Origin of the sequence: Promicromonospora sp. MEB111, assembly GCF_030209445.1 — a bacterium.
Classification (GTDB): domain Bacteria; phylum Actinomycetota; class Actinomycetes; order Actinomycetales; family Cellulomonadaceae; genus Promicromonospora.
The window spans coordinates 176,035-192,051 of record NZ_JARVSD010000003.1 but is presented as its reverse complement, the minus strand read 5'-3'; the positions used below and the strand labels follow the sequence as shown (position 1 = coordinate 192,051).

At 68.3% G+C, this 16,017-nt stretch carries 17 protein-coding genes and 3 tRNA genes; 5 read left to right on the top strand and 15 right to left on the bottom strand.

All coding sequences use genetic code 11. From position 1 onward, the window contains the following. Window positions 1–7 precede the first annotated feature (7 nt). From rpmG to QRN56_RS02660, 5 genes are all read right to left on the bottom strand, one after another. Window positions 8–178, bottom strand: a complete 171-nt coding sequence (gene rpmG, locus QRN56_RS02680) for a 50S ribosomal protein L33 (protein WP_013837798.1) — start codon at window positions 176–178, stop codon at window positions 8–10. Window positions 179–262: 84 nt separating this feature from the next. Further along, window positions 263–339 (bottom strand) — tRNA-Met (locus QRN56_RS02675). Window positions 340–424: 85 nt separating this feature from the next. Next, window positions 425–497, bottom strand: a tRNA-Thr gene (locus QRN56_RS02670). 95 nt (window positions 498–592) lie between these two features. Beyond that, window positions 593–1,516 carry a hypothetical protein gene (locus QRN56_RS02665; protein WP_285100932.1) on the bottom strand — a complete coding sequence of 308 codons (924 nt, stop codon included), beginning with the start codon at window positions 1,514–1,516 and terminating at the stop codon, window positions 593–595. Between the two features lie 90 nt (window positions 1,517–1,606). Further along, a tRNA-Tyr gene (locus QRN56_RS02660) sits at window positions 1,607–1,688 on the bottom strand. 124 nt (window positions 1,689–1,812) lie between these two features. On the opposite strand from QRN56_RS02660, the gene rarD reads away from it, so the two are divergent. Next, entirely contained in the window at window positions 1,813–2,715 is a 903-nt protein-coding gene (gene rarD / locus QRN56_RS02655) for an EamA family transporter RarD (RefSeq protein WP_285100930.1), read from the top strand. Between the two features lie 18 nt (window positions 2,716–2,733). Here the strand turns inward: rarD and QRN56_RS02650 are convergent, their stop codons facing one another. Further along, complete coding sequence (locus tag QRN56_RS02650; protein WP_285100929.1) at window positions 2,734–3,264, bottom strand: carboxymuconolactone decarboxylase family protein; 531 nt, start codon at window positions 3,262–3,264, stop codon at window positions 2,734–2,736. Window positions 3,265–3,360: 96 nt separating this feature from the next. Between QRN56_RS02650 and QRN56_RS02645 the strand changes: the two genes are divergently transcribed. Both QRN56_RS02645 and QRN56_RS02640 read left to right on the top strand, forming a co-directional pair. After that, window positions 3,361–4,314: a sigma-70 family RNA polymerase sigma factor gene (locus tag QRN56_RS02645; protein WP_285100928.1), complete on the top strand. Its 954-nt coding sequence runs from the start codon at window positions 3,361–3,363 to the stop codon at window positions 4,312–4,314. A gap of 115 nt (window positions 4,315–4,429) precedes the next feature. After that, a complete protein-coding gene (locus QRN56_RS02640) occupies window positions 4,430–5,299 on the top strand; it encodes a carbohydrate kinase family protein (RefSeq protein ID WP_285100927.1) in 870 nt (289 codons plus the stop codon). Here QRN56_RS02640 and QRN56_RS02635 read toward each other — a convergent pair. Next, window positions 5,296–6,180 carry an HAD family hydrolase gene (locus QRN56_RS02635; protein ID WP_285100926.1) on the bottom strand — a complete coding sequence of 295 codons (885 nt, stop codon included), beginning with the start codon at window positions 6,178–6,180 and terminating at the stop codon, window positions 5,296–5,298. The genes QRN56_RS02640 and QRN56_RS02635 overlap by 4 nt on opposite strands. Then, window positions 6,177–6,800 (bottom strand): TetR/AcrR family transcriptional regulator, encoded by a 624-nt coding sequence (locus tag QRN56_RS02630; protein WP_285100925.1) that lies wholly within the window; start codon window positions 6,798–6,800, stop codon window positions 6,177–6,179. The genes QRN56_RS02635 and QRN56_RS02630 overlap by 4 nt, the downstream gene beginning before the upstream one ends. Window positions 6,801–6,898: 98 nt before the next feature. On the opposite strand from QRN56_RS02630, the gene QRN56_RS02625 reads away from it, so the two are divergent. Continuing rightward, window positions 6,899–8,422 (top strand): MFS transporter, encoded by a 1,524-nt coding sequence (locus QRN56_RS02625; protein ID WP_285100924.1) that lies wholly within the window; start codon window positions 6,899–6,901, stop codon window positions 8,420–8,422. Window positions 8,423–8,438: 16 nt separating this feature from the next. On the opposite strand, the gene QRN56_RS02620 is transcribed toward QRN56_RS02625, so the two are convergent. Further along, window positions 8,439–9,284, bottom strand: coding sequence for a YwqG family protein (locus QRN56_RS02620; protein WP_285100923.1), 846 nt, complete (start codon window positions 9,282–9,284; stop codon window positions 8,439–8,441). Window positions 9,285–9,672: 388 nt separating this feature from the next. Beyond that, on the bottom strand, window positions 9,673–10,434 hold the full coding sequence (locus QRN56_RS02615) for a TIGR02391 family protein (protein ID WP_285100922.1): 762 nt from the start codon (window positions 10,432–10,434) through the stop codon (window positions 9,673–9,675). Between the two features lie 145 nt (window positions 10,435–10,579). Between QRN56_RS02615 and QRN56_RS02610 the strand changes: the two genes are divergently transcribed. Then, window positions 10,580–11,140, top strand: coding sequence for a hypothetical protein (locus QRN56_RS02610; protein WP_285100921.1), 561 nt, complete (start codon window positions 10,580–10,582; stop codon window positions 11,138–11,140). A 93-nt stretch (window positions 11,141–11,233) separates the two neighbouring features. Here the strand turns inward: QRN56_RS02610 and QRN56_RS02605 are convergent, their stop codons facing one another. The 5 genes from QRN56_RS02605 to QRN56_RS02585 all read right to left on the bottom strand — a co-directional run bounded on the left by QRN56_RS02605 (window position 11,234) and on the right by QRN56_RS02585 (window position 16,008). Then, window positions 11,234–11,854, bottom strand: a complete 621-nt coding sequence (locus QRN56_RS02605; protein ID WP_285100920.1) for a metallophosphoesterase — start codon at window positions 11,852–11,854, stop codon at window positions 11,234–11,236. Further along, complete coding sequence (locus tag QRN56_RS02600; protein ID WP_285100919.1) at window positions 11,851–12,657, bottom strand: hypothetical protein; 807 nt, start codon at window positions 12,655–12,657, stop codon at window positions 11,851–11,853. The genes QRN56_RS02605 and QRN56_RS02600 overlap by 4 nt, the downstream gene beginning before the upstream one ends. Window positions 12,658–12,704: 47 nt before the next feature. Further along, window positions 12,705–14,126 (bottom strand): tetratricopeptide repeat protein, encoded by a 1,422-nt coding sequence (locus QRN56_RS02595; RefSeq protein WP_285100918.1) that lies wholly within the window; start codon window positions 14,124–14,126, stop codon window positions 12,705–12,707. Window positions 14,127–14,299: 173 nt separating this feature from the next. Next, window positions 14,300–15,511 (bottom strand): helix-turn-helix domain-containing protein, encoded by a 1,212-nt coding sequence (locus tag QRN56_RS02590; RefSeq protein ID WP_285100917.1) that lies wholly within the window; start codon window positions 15,509–15,511, stop codon window positions 14,300–14,302. Then, on the bottom strand, window positions 15,508–16,008 hold the full coding sequence (locus QRN56_RS02585) for an NUDIX domain-containing protein (RefSeq protein ID WP_285100916.1): 501 nt from the start codon (window positions 16,006–16,008) through the stop codon (window positions 15,508–15,510). Before QRN56_RS02585 ends, QRN56_RS02590 begins: the two co-directional genes overlap by 4 nt. Window positions 16,009–16,017: the final 9 nt, after the last annotated feature.

Genomic DNA, 16,017 nt, shown 5'->3' with positions numbered 1-16,017 from the left:
ACGAGGCTCAGCGGGTCTCGCGGTGCGACGTGTGCTTGCCGCAGCGCGGGCAGAACTTCGCCAGCTCCAGGCGGTCCGGGTCGTTACGCCGGTTCTTCTTCGTGATGTAGTTCCGCTCCTTGCAGTCCACGCACGCCAGCGTGATCTTCGGGCGGACATCCGCGCTCTTGCTTGCCATGGCTCTCACCTCCGCGCCTCGAGAGGGAGGCGCCATGTGTCTTCTCGTCGTCCGGCACAGGAAGCCGGACGGATGTACTTGCTTTGGTAGCGAGGGCGGGGCTCGAACCCGCGACCTCACGATTATGAGTCGTGCGCTCTGACCAGCTGAGCTACCCCGCCGCGCGTGACTGAACGCGAGGCCGTCCGCCGTTGCTCCTCACCGGCGAACCGGTGGGGTGGGCGGACGACCCCGCGTCGATCACAGAGCCCCGAAAGGGAATCGAACCCTTGACCTTCTCCTTACCATGGAGACGCTCTGCCGACTGAGCTATCGGGGCGGCGAGGAAGACTCTACATGCCCTCCGGCCTGGCGTGAAATCGAATCCGGTGTGAGGTGCGCCGCGCGGGTCACGAGCCCCGCGCGGACCTGGTTTCAGCGCTGCGGTGGGGCCAGCTGCGGCACGAGGACGACGGTCCGGCTACGGATGGTGGCGTCGGCGATCGCCTGGAGCATGAGCATGCCAGGGACGTGCGAGCGCACCTGGTCCACCGTGTCGACGACGCCGCGCGCAACAAGGGTCTCCCCCGCCGCGGTGTACGCCCTGTACAGCGTTTCCCGCTCCTCGGCGGCAAGGTCCCGGTGCAGCTCCTCGAGGCTGGTGCGGTGCCGGGTCAGCGCGGACTCGGCGACTGCTTCGCGCTGCGTGGAGACGTCGTCGACCTGGCGCTCGACGGCACTGTGCTCCGCCGTTCCCAGACGGAGCCACGTCACCGTGACCAGCGCGGACACTGCACAGCAGACCCCGGCGAGCACGAGGTTCACGCCGAGCGAGGTACGTGCCGCCCCCGGAAGCTCCGAGAAGGTGATGAAGAAGAGCGGAGCCGCCGCCGCGGCGGTGGCAAAGCCCGAGAGCAACCACGAACGCTGGACGAGACCTCTCGTGGCCGGGGCCGAGCGCCGGACCGGGAGCAGCGCCATCAGTACACCGACGGTCCCGACCGCGAGGAACGCTGACGACCACGGGAGGACGGCGACCATGTCGAAGTCGGCTCGGCTGAAGAAGAACGCGAACGCACCACCGATGCCGAGCGCGCCGAGCACGGTGCCGACGGTACGCCGCGGGGAACGGAGATCGGCCACCGCGGGATCCACGCGGCGAGTCCGAGCGTCGATCTCCGACCGCGCGTCCTGGACCTCGGCGTGGAAGTCGCCCACGACGGTGTCGACCGCGGCCGCGTAGCCGGGCAACCCTCGCAGCACCTGTCGATCCAGCTCCGCGGTCCGCCGCCAGAACGCCGTCGGCGAGATCTCCTGGGCCCAGTGCTGGGCGAAACGGCTCGACCACATGTTCTCCACGGCGGAAGTCTGCCAGCGATCCGAACCGGCCAGCGGACAACGAACTAGGGCGTGACCAGCGTTTCCGCTGATCACGCCCTAGTTGTCACGTGGCTGGTGAGGGATTCGAACCCCCGAAGGCTGAGCCGTCTGATTTACAGTCAGATCCCTTTGGCCGCTCGGGCAACCAGCCGTGAACGGTGCCAACCATAGCGCCCCACCAGCCCTCGCGAGAAATCGAAAACGGGCCCGGCCAGGTGACGAGCCCCACAGCCCATCCGGGACCCGGGCGGGGGCGCGAGATCTATCGTGACGCAGTGACACAACAACAGGATCGCTGGGGTCTCCCCCTCGGCATCGGCGCCTACCTGCTCTGGGGCGGGATGCCGCTGTTCTTCCCGCTGCTCCAGCCGGCGGGTCCCCTGGAGATCGTGGCCCACCGCATCGTGTGGAGCCTGCTCTTCTGCCTGATCGCCCTCGCGGCCCTGCGTCAGCTCGGCGACTTCCGCGCCGCCCTGCGGTCCCCGCGCATCCTGGGCACGTTCGCCGTGGCGGCGGCCCTGATCGTCGTCAACTGGGTGGTGTACGTGTACGCCGTGCTCAGTGACCGGGTGCTCGACGCCGCCCTGGGCTACTTCATCAACCCCATCATCACGGTGCTGCTCGGTGTGCTGGTGCTGCGCGAGCGGCTCCGGCCCATGCAGTGGGTCGCGATCGGCTTCGGTGCCGCGTCGGTCGTGGTGCTCTCCACCGGGCTCGGCGGGCTGCCGTGGATCTCGCTCTGCCTCGCGCTCTCCTTCGGCCTGTACGGGCTGGTGAAGAACCGGGTGGGCCGGACGGTCGCCGCGCTGCCCGGCCTGGCCGTCGAGACGACGGTCGCCACCCCGTTCGCGCTCGCCTACCTCGTGTGGCTCGGCAGCTCGGGCACGTTCGTCACCGAGGGCACCGGGCACGTGCTGCTGCTCATGTCGGCCGGCATCGTGACCGCGCTGCCCCTGCTCCTGTTCGGCGCCGCCGCCCGGCGGCTGCCCCTGTCCGTCGTCGGCATGCTGCAGTACCTCGCGCCAGTGCTGCAGTTCCTGGTGGGTCTGCTCGTCTTCGGGGAGCACATGCCGCCCGCACGGTGGGCCGGGTTCGCCCTGGTGTGGCTCGCCCTGATCCTGCTCACGGTCGACGGCGTCCGCCAGGCCCGCCGGGCGCCCCGGCTGGGGCTGGACTGACCCGGCGAGCCGGGCAGGTCACCAGGTGCCCGGCACCTGGCGGGTGGTCACGTTGAGGCGGTTGTAGAGGTTGGTGACACCGATGTGCAGGACGAGCGCCGCGAGCGCCTGCTCGTCCCAGTGCTCGGCGGCGCGGTCCCAGACGGCGTCCGGCACCCCCTCGGGGCTGTCGGCCAGGCGGGTCATGGCCTCGGCGAGCTCGATCGCCGCGCACTCGGCCTCGCTGAGGTAGGGGGACTCGCGCCAGGCCGCGACGGACGCCAGGCGGTCCTCCGACTCCCCGGCCTTGCGCGCCTGCCGCATCCCGTACTCGATGCACCAGCCGCAGCCGTTGATCTGGCTGACGCGCAGGTGCACCACCTCGAGCGTGGACCCGGGAACGCCCTGCCCATGGGCGAGCTTGCCCAGCTCGGCCAGTGCCTTCACCCCGCCCGGCACGACCAGCGCCGGGTTCTTGGCGCGGGCCGTCACGGTCCGCAGGTGGGGCGTGCCGGACGCCTCGAGGTCGAGGTGCTGGGTCGGGTCCGGGGCGGTGGTCTCGGTGGTCATCGCGATCCTCTCGTCACGGCCGGCGGTCCGGCCTGTCACACCAGCGCCCTGCGCGCCGTCACACCCTCGACGCCCCCGAGACCGAGGATGTGACAGATGACCCCCGACGAACTTGCGCTCACCTTCGAGCAGCACCGGCCCCGCCTGCGGGCGGTGGCCTACCGGATGCTCGGCAACCCCGACGACGCCGACGACGCGCTCCAGGAGGCCTGGCTGCGCCTGAACCGGACCGGCGACGCGGGGATCGACAACCTGGCCGCGTGGCTGACGACGGTCACCGGCCGGATCTGCCTCGACATCCTCCGCTCCCGGTCGACCCGCCGCGAGGACCCGCTGCCGACCGGCCGGCCCGACGACACCGCGCCGGAGATCCTGGACGACGAGTCCCCCGACCCGGTCCGCGAGGCCGAGCTGGCCGACGTCGTCGGGGTGGCGATGCAGGTGGTGCTGGAGAGCCTCGATCCCGCCGAGCGCCTGGCGTTCGTGCTGCACGACCTGTTCGCCGTGCCGTACGAGCAGATCGCGCCCGTGCTGGGCCGGTCCGTCGCGGCGGCCCGCCAGCTCGCGAGCCGCGGCCGGCGCCGGGTGCAGTCGGGCCCCGGGGCGCAGCGCGCCGCGAGGGAGGACGCGGGGGACGACGGCGGCCCGCGCGCCGGCACCGCGGGCCGCACCGACCGGCAGGTGGTCGAGGCGTTCCTCCTGGCCTCCCGCACAGGCGACCTGGCGGGCCTGCTGGCGCTGCTCGCGCCGGACGTGGTGCTGCGTGCCGACCAGGCCGCGGTCGCGTCGGCGGCCGAGGCCGCGGACCGGGGCGCACCCCTGCTGGCCCGCGAGGTGCGCGGGGCGGCGGCCGTGGCCGAGGCGTTCCGCGGCCGGGCAGGCGGGGCGGTGCCCGCACTCATCGACGGCTCCGTCGGGTTCGCGTACGCGCCGGGCGGCACGCCGCGCGGCCTGTTCGCGGTGGTCGTGCACGACGGGCAGATCGCGGCGGTCGACATGATGGGCGACCCGGCCACGGTCGCCGGGACGCACGTCCTGCTGCTCGGCTGAGCCGGAGGTGCAGCGCCGGGTGGGGCCGAGGAACGAGGCACCCGCCCGGAGCGGAACCGCAGGCTCAGCCGACCGACGAACAGGGCCTGCGGGCCTGACCTGGCAGGGTGTGCGCATGGACTCTCCTCGCACCGTGGTGGCCGGGCCCGCGACCTGGAACACGATGGTCCGGCTCGACCACCTGCCCGACCCGCGGCCGCACACCCTGTTCGCCCGCGGGTCGGTCCGCACCCTGGGCGGGACGAGCGCCGGCAAGGCCCTGCACCTGGCGGATCTCGGTGTGGCGAGCACGCTCGCCACCGACGTCGGGACGGATCCGGAGGCCGGGCTGATCCTGGCGGCGCTCGGGCACGCGCGCGGCGCGGAGGTGCTCGCGCGGCGGGTGGCCGGGCCGTCCGAGCAGCACCTGAACCTGATGACCGACGCCGGCGAGCGCCTCTCGATCTACCTCGCGGTGCCCGAGGCCTCGCCGGAGCCCGACCCCACGGCGGTCGCACGCGTGACGGCGGCGGAGCACGTGGTGCTGGACCTGGGCGCCGTCGGGCAGGGACTGCTGCCGGCCGCCGTGGCGAGCGGCGCCACGCTCTGGACCGACCTGCACGACTACGACGGCGTGACCGAGTTCCACCGGCCGTTCGCCGACGCGTGCTCGTACATCTTTCTCAACGACGACGGCACGGACGACCACCGCGCCCTCATGACGGCGCTGCTGGAGCGGGGCGCGAGCACCGTGGTGTGCACGCTCGGCGCCCGCGGGGCCGTGGCGTGCACCGCGGAGGGCTGGTTCGAGACGCCGGCGGAGCCCGCCGAGGTGCTGGACACCAACGGCGCCGGCGACGCGTTCTTCGCCGGATTCCTCGCGGCGCACCTCGCCGGGTCGGGAACGGCGGAGTGCCTCCGGTCGGGGGCGCACCAGGCGACCCGCGCCCTGGGCACCCACCACCTGAGCCCTCTGCTGGACGTGGAGCCGGTCGAGAAGGCCTAGACCCGCTGGTCGCCCGCGGCGCGGGCGAGCACGGTCGCCAGCTCCTCGGCGACGCCGTCGGCGTCGTGGTGCCCGACGACGGCGTCCGCGCAGGCCAGCACGTCCGCGTGGGCGTTGGCCACCGCGATGCCGCGCCCCGCCCAGGTGAGCATCGGCAGGTCGTTGGGCATGTCGCCGAAGGCCCAGACGTCGGCGGCGTCGACGCCGAGGCGCGTGCACCAGCGGGCCAGGGCGGCGGCCTTGTCGACGCCGGGCGGCATGAGCTCGGCGAGGCCGACGGCGCCCGAGTACGCCAGGTGCGCGTACTCCCCCACGGCGGCGCGCACCGCCGTGAAGAACTCCTCCTGCGCCAGCCGGATGTCCTCCGGCGGGTCCAGGAGGATGCCCGGCGGCGGTATGCGCGCGGGGTCGAGCGCGAGGATCTTGGACACCGGGCCGCGAGCGCCGACCGCGCCCAGCGTCTCCTCGACCGGCACCGACCACAGGCCGGGGTCCAGCGCGGGCTCGCGCTTCGGGTAGGCCGGGTCGAACGTGACGCCGTCGGGCCGCTCGAAGGCGAGCGCGGCGTGCGGCAGCGCGGTGCGGATGCCGCCGACGACGGCGCGGACGGCGTCGTCGTCGAACCCGCAGGTCTCCAGGGTCTCGCCGGAGGCGAGGTCCAGCACGCACGCCCCGCCGATGCAGATGACGCGGCCGTGACCGCCCACGGTGTCGGCGAGGTGGTCGAGCCAGCGCGGCGGTCGGGCGGTCACGAAGACCACCTCGACCCCCGCGGCGTCCAGGTCCGCGAGGACCTGGCGGGTGCGGTCGGAGACCTTGCCGTCGCTCCGCAGGAGGGTGCCGTCGAGGTCGGTGGCGACGACCCGGGGCAGGGCGGTCATCGCTCGGTCCGGATGCCGGCGGCGGGGAGGATGACCTGGTCGATGTTCTCGACGAGGAAGTCGCGGTCGACCGGCCGGCCCAGCATGAGCACGCTGTAGGCGACCAGGGCCGGGCCGATGATGCAGAGCTTCTCGACGTCGACGTCGGCCGGGATCTCGCCGCGGTCGATCGCGCGCTGGAAGAAGATGCGGTTGACCGTGGCGCGCGGCTCGACGAGGGCCTCCTGGGCGGCGGCGGCGAGCTCGGGGCTGCGGGCGATCATGGACACGATCCCGGCCATCACCTTGAGCTTGCGCTCGCCGTCCCGGATGCTCGGCGTCCGGATCATCGCCACGAGGTCCCCGCGCAGCGTGCCGGTGTCCGGCAGGTCGTCGAGGTCGATCTCGCTCGACTTCATGCAGGCCACGGCGTCGAGCACGAGCTCGGCCTTGGACGACCACCTGCGGTAGACGGTCGCCTTCCCGGCCTTGGCCCGCGTGGCGACCATGTCGATGGTCATGCCGTCGTAGCCGGACTCGGACAGCACGTCGAGCGCGGCGTCCATGATCTCGGGGTCGCGGGTGTGGTCCCTCTTGCGTCCGAGACGGGGCTTCGCCTCGGTCTGGTCGACCTGCGTCATCGCCGTCGTCCTCCTCTCTGCACTGTCCGACCTTACCCGCGGGTTAATACTGAACCAACGGTATCCGGAACTCGTTAGTTCCGTATATGCTGCGAACCATGTCCCAGACTTCAACCCCCGCGACGGACAGTCGTCGCTGGATCACGCTCGTCGTGGTCGGGCTCGCCCAGCTCATGGTCGTGCTCGACGCGACCGTCGTGAACATCGCTCTCCCCTCGGCCCAGGCCGACCTCGGCTTCTCCGACGGTCAGCGCCAGTGGGTCATCACCGCGTACTCCCTCACCTTCGCGAGCCTCCTCCTGCTCGGCGGCCGCCTCTCCGACCTCATCGGCCGCAAGCGCACCTTCGTGATCGGCCTCGTGGGCTTCGCCCTCGCCTCGGCGCTGGGCGGCGCCGCGGGCACCTTCGACCTGCTCGTGGCCGCCCGCGCGCTGCAGGGGGCGTTCGGCGCCCTGCTCGCCCCCACCGCGCTGGCCGTGCTGACCACGACCTTCACGGTGCCGCGGGAGCGCGCCCGCGCGTTCGGCGTGTTCGGCGCCATCGCCGGGGCCGGCGGCGCCGTCGGGCTGCTGCTGGGCGGCGTCCTGACGGAGTCGCTCGACTGGCGCTGGAACCTCTACATCAACGTGCTCATCGCCGCGGTCGCCCTGGTCGGCGCCTTCGTCTTCATCCCGCGGGTCGCCCGCAGCGGCCCGCGGCCGCGGCTGGACGTACCCGGCACGCTGCTCGTCTCGGGCGCGCTGTTCGGCCTGGTCTACGGCTTCTCGAACGCCGAGACCGGCGGCTGGGACGCACCCCTGACGTGGGGCATGCTGACCGCCGCCGGCGTGCTGCTGGTCGCGTTCGTCGGCTGGCAGACGCGCGCCACGCACCCGCTCCTGCCGCTGTCGATCGTGCTCGACCGCAACCGCGGTGCGGCGTACCTCTCGGTGCTGATCGCCGGCGCGGGGATGTTCGGCATCTTCCTGTTCGTCACCTACTACCTGCAGCTCACGCTCGGGTACACGCCGATCCGCACGGGCCTCGCGTTCCTGCCGATGATCGCCATGCTGGTGCTCGCCGCGCAGCTCGGCACCAACCTGCTCGTGCCCCGCTTCGGGCCCAAGCTCCTGGTGCCGATCGGCATGACGCTGGGCGCGATCGGCATGATCGACCTCACGTTCCTGGACGCCTCGAGCACCTACGCCACGAACGTCCTGCCGGGCCTGATGGTCATCGGCTTCGCGATGGGCACGATCATGCCCGCGTCGATGCAGACCGCCACGCTGGGCGTGGACCGGGAGTTCGCCGGCGTCGCGTCGGCCATGGTCAACACGAGCCAGCAGGTCGGTGGCTCCATCGGCACCGCGCTGCTCAACACCCTGGCCGCCACCGCGGCGGCCGACTACCTCGCCGCGCACGCACCGGTGACCGCGGCGGTGGGCGCGCAGGCGGCGATCGAGAGCTACTCCACCGCGTACTGGTGGGGCGCCGGGTTCTTCGCCGTGGGCGCCGTGCTGTCGGCCCTGCTGTTCCGGCGCCGCGGGCAGGGGCTCTCGCTCACGGACGCGGCTCCCGGCACCGCGTCGGCGTCCGGCTCGAACGACGCCGACCGCGTCGTGGAGCCGGTGGGCATCGCCTGACCGGACCGGGTCACCGTCACGGGTTGGCGTACATCGTGACGGTGACCCGGTCGAACCGCAGGTCAGCAAGGTCCTGGCGCAACATCGTCCAGTAGACGGTGGCCATCGGGAGCCCCTCCCACTGCGCCAGGAGCACACGGTCCGGCCCGGCGGCGGGATCGCCCCAGTCCTCGTGGTCCCAGGCGTGCCCACCGACCTGCAGGGTGCGGACGTCCCACAGGAGCTCGTCGTCCTCCGTGTATCCCGTGGCCTCCCACACCTCCCGCAGATCGGCCGCACGACGGTGCCGGGCCAGGAGATCGGCGCCGAAGGCGTGCCGGGGCAGTGTCACGTCGTGCGCCAGGCGCAGTGCGCCCTCCCCGCGGAGGTCGGCGTCCAGCTCCTCGGGCGAGTCGTACTCGTACGGCTCGTAGTCGGGTGCGGTCGCGCGCTCCTCGACGGGTGCGCCGGCCGGCACGTAGAGGGCGCCACCCGCGAGGCCGATCTCCAGGTCAGGGTTGGCGAACAGCAGGATGTGGCCGTCCGGCGGCAGGGGCAGGTCCGTCGCCCCCTCCGGGATCGCGGCCAGGTCGAGGGTCGCGATGAGCTGGTGGTCGGCGTGCCGGACGCCACCGTCCGGCCCGGCGAGCTCGTACGGGTCGGACGGCGTCGCCACGTCGGGCGGCAGCAGCAACGGCCCGCCGAGCCGCGCGACGACCGGTCCCTCGCCGTCGGGCACCAGGACGACGCACGGCAGGGCCAGGTCCAGCCACCGTTCCGTCTCCACCGCGGGAATCCCGGCCTCGGCGGCCGCGCCCCGGAACCGCTCCAGCCGGTCGAGCGCACGGGCCGCTCCGGGCGCCTCTCGTCGTACCTCGTGCATGGTGTCCGGCCCCTCGTGACATGCCGGCGGGTGGCTGCGGGGATCCCGGCAGCCACCCGTCGGCCGGTGCTCAGCGGTAGTTCGTGGACCGCAGTTCGGACATCCGGCACGGTGTGGGGAGAGCGACGACGGCCGGGGACGTTGGAATTCCAGCGTTCCCGGCCGTTGGTCGTGTTGGGGTCGGATGGGCTGGTGCGGACGTCTTGCGGACTATCTGCGGACTGGCACTGGCCTCGATATCCCCGCACCGCGCAGTACTAACCCTTGCTCGCGATGGCTACACACGGCATAGGCCAGCCCCGTCGCCGGGGAGTGATCGGATCGCTGACGGCGGATGGAGAGAGGAGGCACCACTCATAGGAGCGCTGCACGGCTAAGCCGACGCGGCTCAATCGACGCCGGGTACCGTCACCACGTCGCAGCCATCGATCCACCGTGCCAGCGTCGAAAGCGTCGCCAGTTGTTCGAGCGCCTCTTGTCGGGGCAGGTCGTTGGCCCCGTGCGTAGTTGGGTTCCGGATCGCGAGGAAGCACCCGAGAGCGAACGAGAAGATGCCCTCGCGCATCGCCTTTACCGTGAGGTTGTCGTCTTTTCCAGGCCAGCGCAACCGAGGCTTGCCCACCTCGGGCGGCCGGGTCGGCGTTAGTGTCTCGCGGATCAATGCCGCGTCCGACACGTCGTGCCGCCCCACCTTGTCTTGGATCTCCGCGTTGATGAATGTGGCGGCACGTTGGACGGCGGCGCTGTAGTGGCCGTCTCTCCACAACCTCGACGCCGCGCCCCACACCACCGGGTGCATGGCGTCAGCAGGCATCCGCGGCGCGTCTGTACCGAGCCGGGCTGCGGTCTCTGCCATCGTGTCGATCTTGCCGATCGCAGCCTGGATAGTCCGTATCCCCTGCGCGACCGAGACGAGTTGATGGCGACCACCTACGCGTGGCTCAAGGAGGATCACGTCCGCGTCGTTTCCATTAAGACGCCGCAGGATCGATGTCGCCTGCGCCTGCCGCTCCCACAGGGCATCGAGGTGCTCGCCAGGAGGGGCCAGCGCGTTGCTGTTCATCGAACTCGCCAGGCGGGCAGTGTTCAACCACTTGACTAGCACCTCCCGCGACCACTGCCAATCGGTCTCGCCGCTGGTCTCCACCACAGTGGTAATGCTCTCAGCAGACCCCGTCGCACCACGCCAACGACACGAGCTGGCGGCGCAGGTGCTCGCGTGAACTGCCGTCGAGCTCGGGTGATCTTGGTCGCTCGCCTTTCTCGTCGCCGGGATACATGGCACGGTCGAAAGCATGGAATTCCAAGCCGCCCGGCAGTACATCTTGGACCTGCTCCCACGCATCCGACGCTGCCCAGGCTGGGACCACATACCCGCCGACGAACTACCAAGCTGGTACCTGAACTCGCTATCGTCCGTGGCGCTGCTCGCCCAGCTTGCCGACGTCGAGCACGTGACCGGCAACCTCGCCGACGATGCTGGGGAGGTGCACCTGTACACCAAGCACACCGTCATCACTCTCGCCGTGACCGAGCTAGAGACCGACAGGCCCAATGCCGTCGTGACCGCTTACCCGCGCTCTGGACTGGCATCCATCAAGGTCGCTTCAGTCGAGTCGATAACCGGCGGGAGGGAGGGCGGGTACTACTGGCCTGGCGCGGTCACCGCCGTGGCACGCTACGCCGACGGCCGAACAGTCAACTTCACTCGCCGCGAAGGCGTCGAGGATGACGCCGTGGCGTTCCTGCCCACGCTCTTGGCGGACCTGTCCCGTTCAACTCACGACCGCACTTCTCACGGCGCACTGCGACCCCAGCGCGTAACGGAACCGGACCGTGACACGGGCACCAGCTAGGGAACCCGCGGACCTCGCGACAGGAGCGCGCTGTTGACAACGCCGGCACCGGGCTTCCATATGGATGCTGTTTCGCTGCCGCTTGAGCCAAACTCACGCCCTTCCCTGCACCGGGCGAATTACCCGACCGTTCATATCGACTTGAACATAACTGCGGGACGGCCAGAGAAAGCCAGTTAGAATCCCCTGGGGCGAACCACAGCCCGTGTCAATCTCGGCCGCATACTCGGACAGACGCGGTGTGGAACCCACATAAACGTGCGCTGAAACAGAAAACAGGTCGCCAATCGCAACGGCCTTGTGTGAGGCAACGACATCATTCGCCAGATATCGCTCCGGCAGTTTCCTAAGGAACTCAACATGCTCCAGCGGAACCGATGCCCGAAGGCTATCAGCCACGTGTGGCCCAACGTCTCCCCCAACGTATGACCTGATCGTCGGCGCGCCAGACATCCGAAGAAGAGGCCTGACGTCCCCAGAATCAAGACAGTCTAGGAGTGCGGACTCGTGGTTTCCTCTAAGGGCAACAACACGATCGTCGCTATCTAAGGAAATCAAGTAGTTGATTACCGCAGGGCCATCGGCCCCCTTATTTATGTAGTCCCCGAGAAGGACAATCTCATTCACGCCGGCCTCGCTCAATACTCCTATCATCGACTGCAGAGCCGGCAAGCACCCATGGACGTCGCCGATGAAGGCTACAGAGTCGCTCATAGCAGTACCTTCTTGATCTCCGCATAATCGAATTCCAGATTCGAACCACCCAACGCCAGCATTCCCATGGCGAGAAGATCACTGCCACTATCCCACTCATTCACGATGAGCGCCTCTAGTGAGCCATGAGGATTACTAGGTATCGGCCCAACGATTGCTTCCAGACGCAGGCAACATTCCACAAGATCTGCTTCCGTTGCGGTGTAGAGGGGTCTCGAAGCGAGGAGTTCAACCAGCGCCGGGTCACCAAGCTTCTCCGCGAGCTCTCGTACCGAGAAGCATGGATCGCCAGAAGCAATTGCCTGTGCGTACAAGCAGCTTCGTAATAGGTACCTCGCTTCACGAAGCAATCCTGGTAGATATTTTGGCAAGTCATAGCCTTGGGATCCCAGAACCTGTGCCAAATCGCTCGATCTTCTAAAGAGCCGCGCGGTGTCAACGCCACCCATCGAAGACAGGCAGTCAGCCAAGACACCTTCTGGGTCCAGTAAGACGCGTGAGTCACGCGCAAGATGCGCACCAAATAGCGTGCCCGAACCCGACCTCAACTGGGCCTCTGTGTAGAAACTAAGGCTCACGTCCCCACCGTGCACACTTTTCGCGGGTTCGCTCACCAACGCCAATAGATCCAGGTCAGAATCATCTATGTGATCCTGACGTGCGCGACTGCCGTAAACCAGTAGCGCGCGCACCTCCGCAGGGATAAGGTCCAGAGCGGCGTCGATCATTCGATCGGGAACATCGAACGCCTCCAACTGAATGCGCAGAGCGCCGTCCGCTTGAGACCTGCTATCCGTGGGCACGCCTTCGCTCCATCGTCTTGGATGATCCGCATTCCGCAAGATCTGGTTCAGTGTTCAAACTTTTTAATCAGAGCCACTACGACAGGAGGCGCACTGTTGCCCATCTGGACGTTCAGTTCGAGGCTTTTCTTGGCATGCGCAAGCGCAGATTCGCCATCGCCTATCTTAGCGAAGCATTGCGCAAGAACGTTTTCCGCCATAGCCAAACCATAGTCGTTACTCAGTTGCTCATTCAGGACTGCAGACATCCCGGCGTGCTCGATTGCATCCGCATACATTCCCGTTCGCAGGAGCGTTTGCGCACGCAGCAGCTGTGCATTGGCGTGAAGTGGACTAGGAGGTAGTGATTCCAGGATCATAAGAGCCCTCGACGCACGGTTGCCAGCCGATGCGTTGTCGCCCATAGCGACATCGTTGCGGGCGATATTCACCAGAGACTGCGCGACAGAACGGGGGTCGCCGTCGTGCTCTCTCTCACCTAATGCAAGAAGGAATTGTTCGCGTGCCCGCTCGAACTCAGACATTTTCTGGTAGGCCAAGCCAAGGTCATCCCGTATCCTGCAGCGCACTCCCCTCGTGTATTCATCATCTCCCGGGAGTCGCTCCAGTGCTTGCTGCAGACGCTGGGCTGACTTGTAGTGCTCCGACTCCCGGCGTAGGAGCGACGCCTCAGCCGCAAGTACCTCCGCCGCCGTGGGCGAGTTGATTCCCGATTCCAGGAATGGAGCGAGAGCCCGCCGCACAATATCGTGCGCTGCAGCCATCCTCCCTTGCCGAGCAAGTACGCGGGCATAAGCGAGTTTTTCCGGAGATCCGCCAATTTCGGCCGCAGTTTCTAGTTTTGCATTTCCCGCATCCGGGTACCCCAGCTCGACAAGAGCCTCACCCTGCTGCCGCAGATGATCGGCCCCCAGAATGTCACGGCCAGATCTGGGTATTAGCCCTACGTTTCGGGCTTCTTTTTGCGCGACGTTCCCCCAGCCATGAAGCAGCTGTGTAAGCTTCTGTCGAAGCTCAATCGTGGTCGCGATTGTTTCGTACAGCAGAGCATGCCGGGACTGTATTTGTGTTCTGAGATCTTTAATCTCCGGCGCGGCGTCAGGCGCATCCATGAATGCAACCCACACATCTCTCATCGGCCGAGACTTATTGCCGAGATCTAGTAAGGCTGTGAATAGTTCTTCTTCCGTGCCGGACGTGTATTCGAGCGCACCCCCTGGATCACTGCCCCACGATTTCTTGAGTACGGCCAAGAAGAAGTGACATTCATGGATCAGCTTATTTATTGCCTCCTGAGGGCGTTGGGCGGTGCCTCTGACGATCTCCCACCCGACAAGTTCAAAGATGGGGGCACCACTGCCCTTTCTTTCGAGATTTACTTTCTCGACGCAGTCACGCACCACCAAGCGTTCCTCTTGGGCGTCGCTCGGCGACGCTATGAACACGCGGAGCGTTAATGGTGCACTCATGAGGTGAGCCTAGACCGGCTGCGGCAGGTCGCGGTGCCGAGACAGGGTGATTTCTTCTCTGGGAGACGGCACCATTGCCGAACCGCCCATCTTTCAGATCTCAGTTCACGTAAAGCCAGACACACGGGTGCACGGGTCTCCACTTCTCGTGGAGTTGAGGCATACCTGTTCCGCTACGCCACGCCGAAGGCCTGGGCGAGCCCGGCGAATCGGGGTCCACGTCGTCTGGTAGCTCGGTCAAGAAGCGCGCGCATCGTCGTGACGCCTAGGGGTTGGCTGGTCGCCCAGTCTGGGGCGAGGCGGTGGGCCTGGTCGAGGTGGTGCAGCGCGTCGTCGTACCGCCTGGTCTTGAGGGATGCGGACGCTATGTGCAAGGCGGAACCGGCCTCCCAGAACGCGGGGAGCTGACCGGGAACGGACTGCAAGGTGGCGGCCTGGTGGAGCGCCGTTTCGGGGTCGTTGCTCCGCGACCAGTGATCGACTTCTTGAAGCGCTACTGCGCGCGGGCTGAAGATCGCTGCTTCGGTCACGACGCTGGTCATAGTCCTCGCGGCGGCCGACCGCGCCTCGGCCAGCAGGTCGGCCGCACGCTGCACGGCACCAGCCTTGACGGCAGCCGTGGCGGCGTTGAACAGCAGGTTCCCGAACACGGCGGTGCGCACGGGGTCCGCGTCGAGCATCGTGGGCTGGATAGCTTCGGCGGCGTTCGTTGCGACCTGTTCGGCTTCGTCCTCCCGGCCTTGTCGGACCAGGGTCCAGGCGAGGTAGCGCAGGGCGACAGCTTGCTGGAGTTCGGGGTCGTCCGAACTGCGTGCGACGTCGAGCGCTCGTTCTGCCGCGGTCCATGCCAGGTCGTCTTGGCCCAGGCGTCCGGCGATTCCTGCCGCGATGCGGTACGTGGTGGCTAGGAGGCGCCTTCCGGCAGCGGCATCGTCGCCGTGGTTTGTCTCGACCAGTCGCCGGGCGTCAGCGAGCACAGCGGGGAGCAACGCCAGCAGCTCGGTGTGGCGCCCGTCCACGTAGAGCCGCCATACCGCCGTGGTCTGGCGCTCCGCTTCCGTCAGCGACACGGTCTCGGTGTTCTCCGCGAAGTCGGACAGACCCGGGACCAGGCCGCCGCTGGTGATGGCTTGCCGCAGCCGGACCATCTCCGCGTTCGTGGCCAGAGCCGACTGCCTGTTGTCTTCTCCCGTGAGAAGTGTTTGGGCCGAGACGGAGAGGGCTGCTGCTAGGCGGTGAAGAGTGGCCGGGCGGCACGTGGTTCTGGTGCCGCGTTCAATGCGCGCCACCGTGTCGACGCCGACTCCGGCACGTTCCGCGAGCGATTCCTGAGACAGGTCCTTCGCCTTGCGCAAGCGTGCAAGGTTCTCGGCGAGGTCCGTCATGACGTACCCGAGACTGGCACTCCGTCGTCGCACAGGACCGGGGCAAGACCGCTCTTCACAGCGGCGAGCGCGGTCGACAACCTGCGAGTCAGCGGGCGGGTCGTCTTGCCGGTGACTTCGTCCAGCCGGTACAGGCCCACCGAGACGATCTCGGGGTCATCAAGAGACAGCGCCGCCAACTCAAGCTCGCTGATGGGGCCGCCGTCGAAGACCCAGGCGATGCCCTCGGGCATCCCGTCGTCCGTAGCGGCTTCGTGGTCGATGACCAGCGGGCGCATCTGCTGACGCACGAGCCCCAGTTCCTCGGTCAGTTCACGTGAAGCGGCATGCCAGGGCGCCTCACCATCGTCCACGACACCGCCGGGGATGTCCCATTCCGGCTTGTAAGACGGCTCGACAAGGACGACTCGGCCCGCGTCGTCATACAGCAGGACACCCGCGGACATGCGCTTGCGCGGGAGCGAGGCGACGTACTCGTCGAAGGGCAGCAGCTTCACCGTTCGACC

What these genes read in the sequence shown, in the direction of transcription:
- rpmG (WP_013837798.1), bottom strand. Translation starts at nt 178, where the DNA reads ATGGCAAGCAAGAGCGCGGATGTCCGCCCGAAGATCACGCTGGCGTGC.
- QRN56_RS02650 (WP_285100929.1), bottom strand. Translation starts at nt 3,264, where the DNA reads ATGACCACCGAGACCACCGCCCCGGACCCGACCCAGCACCTCGACCTC.
- QRN56_RS02645 (WP_285100928.1), top strand. Translation starts at nt 3,361, where the DNA reads ATGACCCCCGACGAACTTGCGCTCACCTTCGAGCAGCACCGGCCCCGC.
- QRN56_RS02640 (WP_285100927.1), top strand. Translation starts at nt 4,430, where the DNA reads ATGGACTCTCCTCGCACCGTGGTGGCCGGGCCCGCGACCTGGAACACG.
- QRN56_RS02635 (WP_285100926.1), bottom strand. Translation starts at nt 6,180, where the DNA reads ATGACCGCCCTGCCCCGGGTCGTCGCCACCGACCTCGACGGCACCCTC.
- QRN56_RS02630 (WP_285100925.1), bottom strand. Translation starts at nt 6,800, where the DNA reads ATGACGCAGGTCGACCAGACCGAGGCGAAGCCCCGTCTCGGACGCAAG.
- QRN56_RS02625 (WP_285100924.1), top strand. Translation starts at nt 6,899, where the DNA reads ATGTCCCAGACTTCAACCCCCGCGACGGACAGTCGTCGCTGGATCACG.
- QRN56_RS02620 (WP_285100923.1), bottom strand. Translation starts at nt 9,284, where the DNA reads ATGCACGAGGTACGACGAGAGGCGCCCGGAGCGGCCCGTGCGCTCGAC.
- QRN56_RS02610 (WP_285100921.1), top strand. Translation starts at nt 10,580, where the DNA reads ATGGAATTCCAAGCCGCCCGGCAGTACATCTTGGACCTGCTCCCACGC.
- QRN56_RS02605 (WP_285100920.1), bottom strand. Translation starts at nt 11,854, where the DNA reads ATGAGCGACTCTGTAGCCTTCATCGGCGACGTCCATGGGTGCTTGCCG.
- QRN56_RS02595 (WP_285100918.1), bottom strand. Translation starts at nt 14,126, where the DNA reads ATGAGTGCACCATTAACGCTCCGCGTGTTCATAGCGTCGCCGAGCGAC.
- QRN56_RS02590 (WP_285100917.1), bottom strand. Translation starts at nt 15,511, where the DNA reads ATGACGGACCTCGCCGAGAACCTTGCACGCTTGCGCAAGGCGAAGGAC.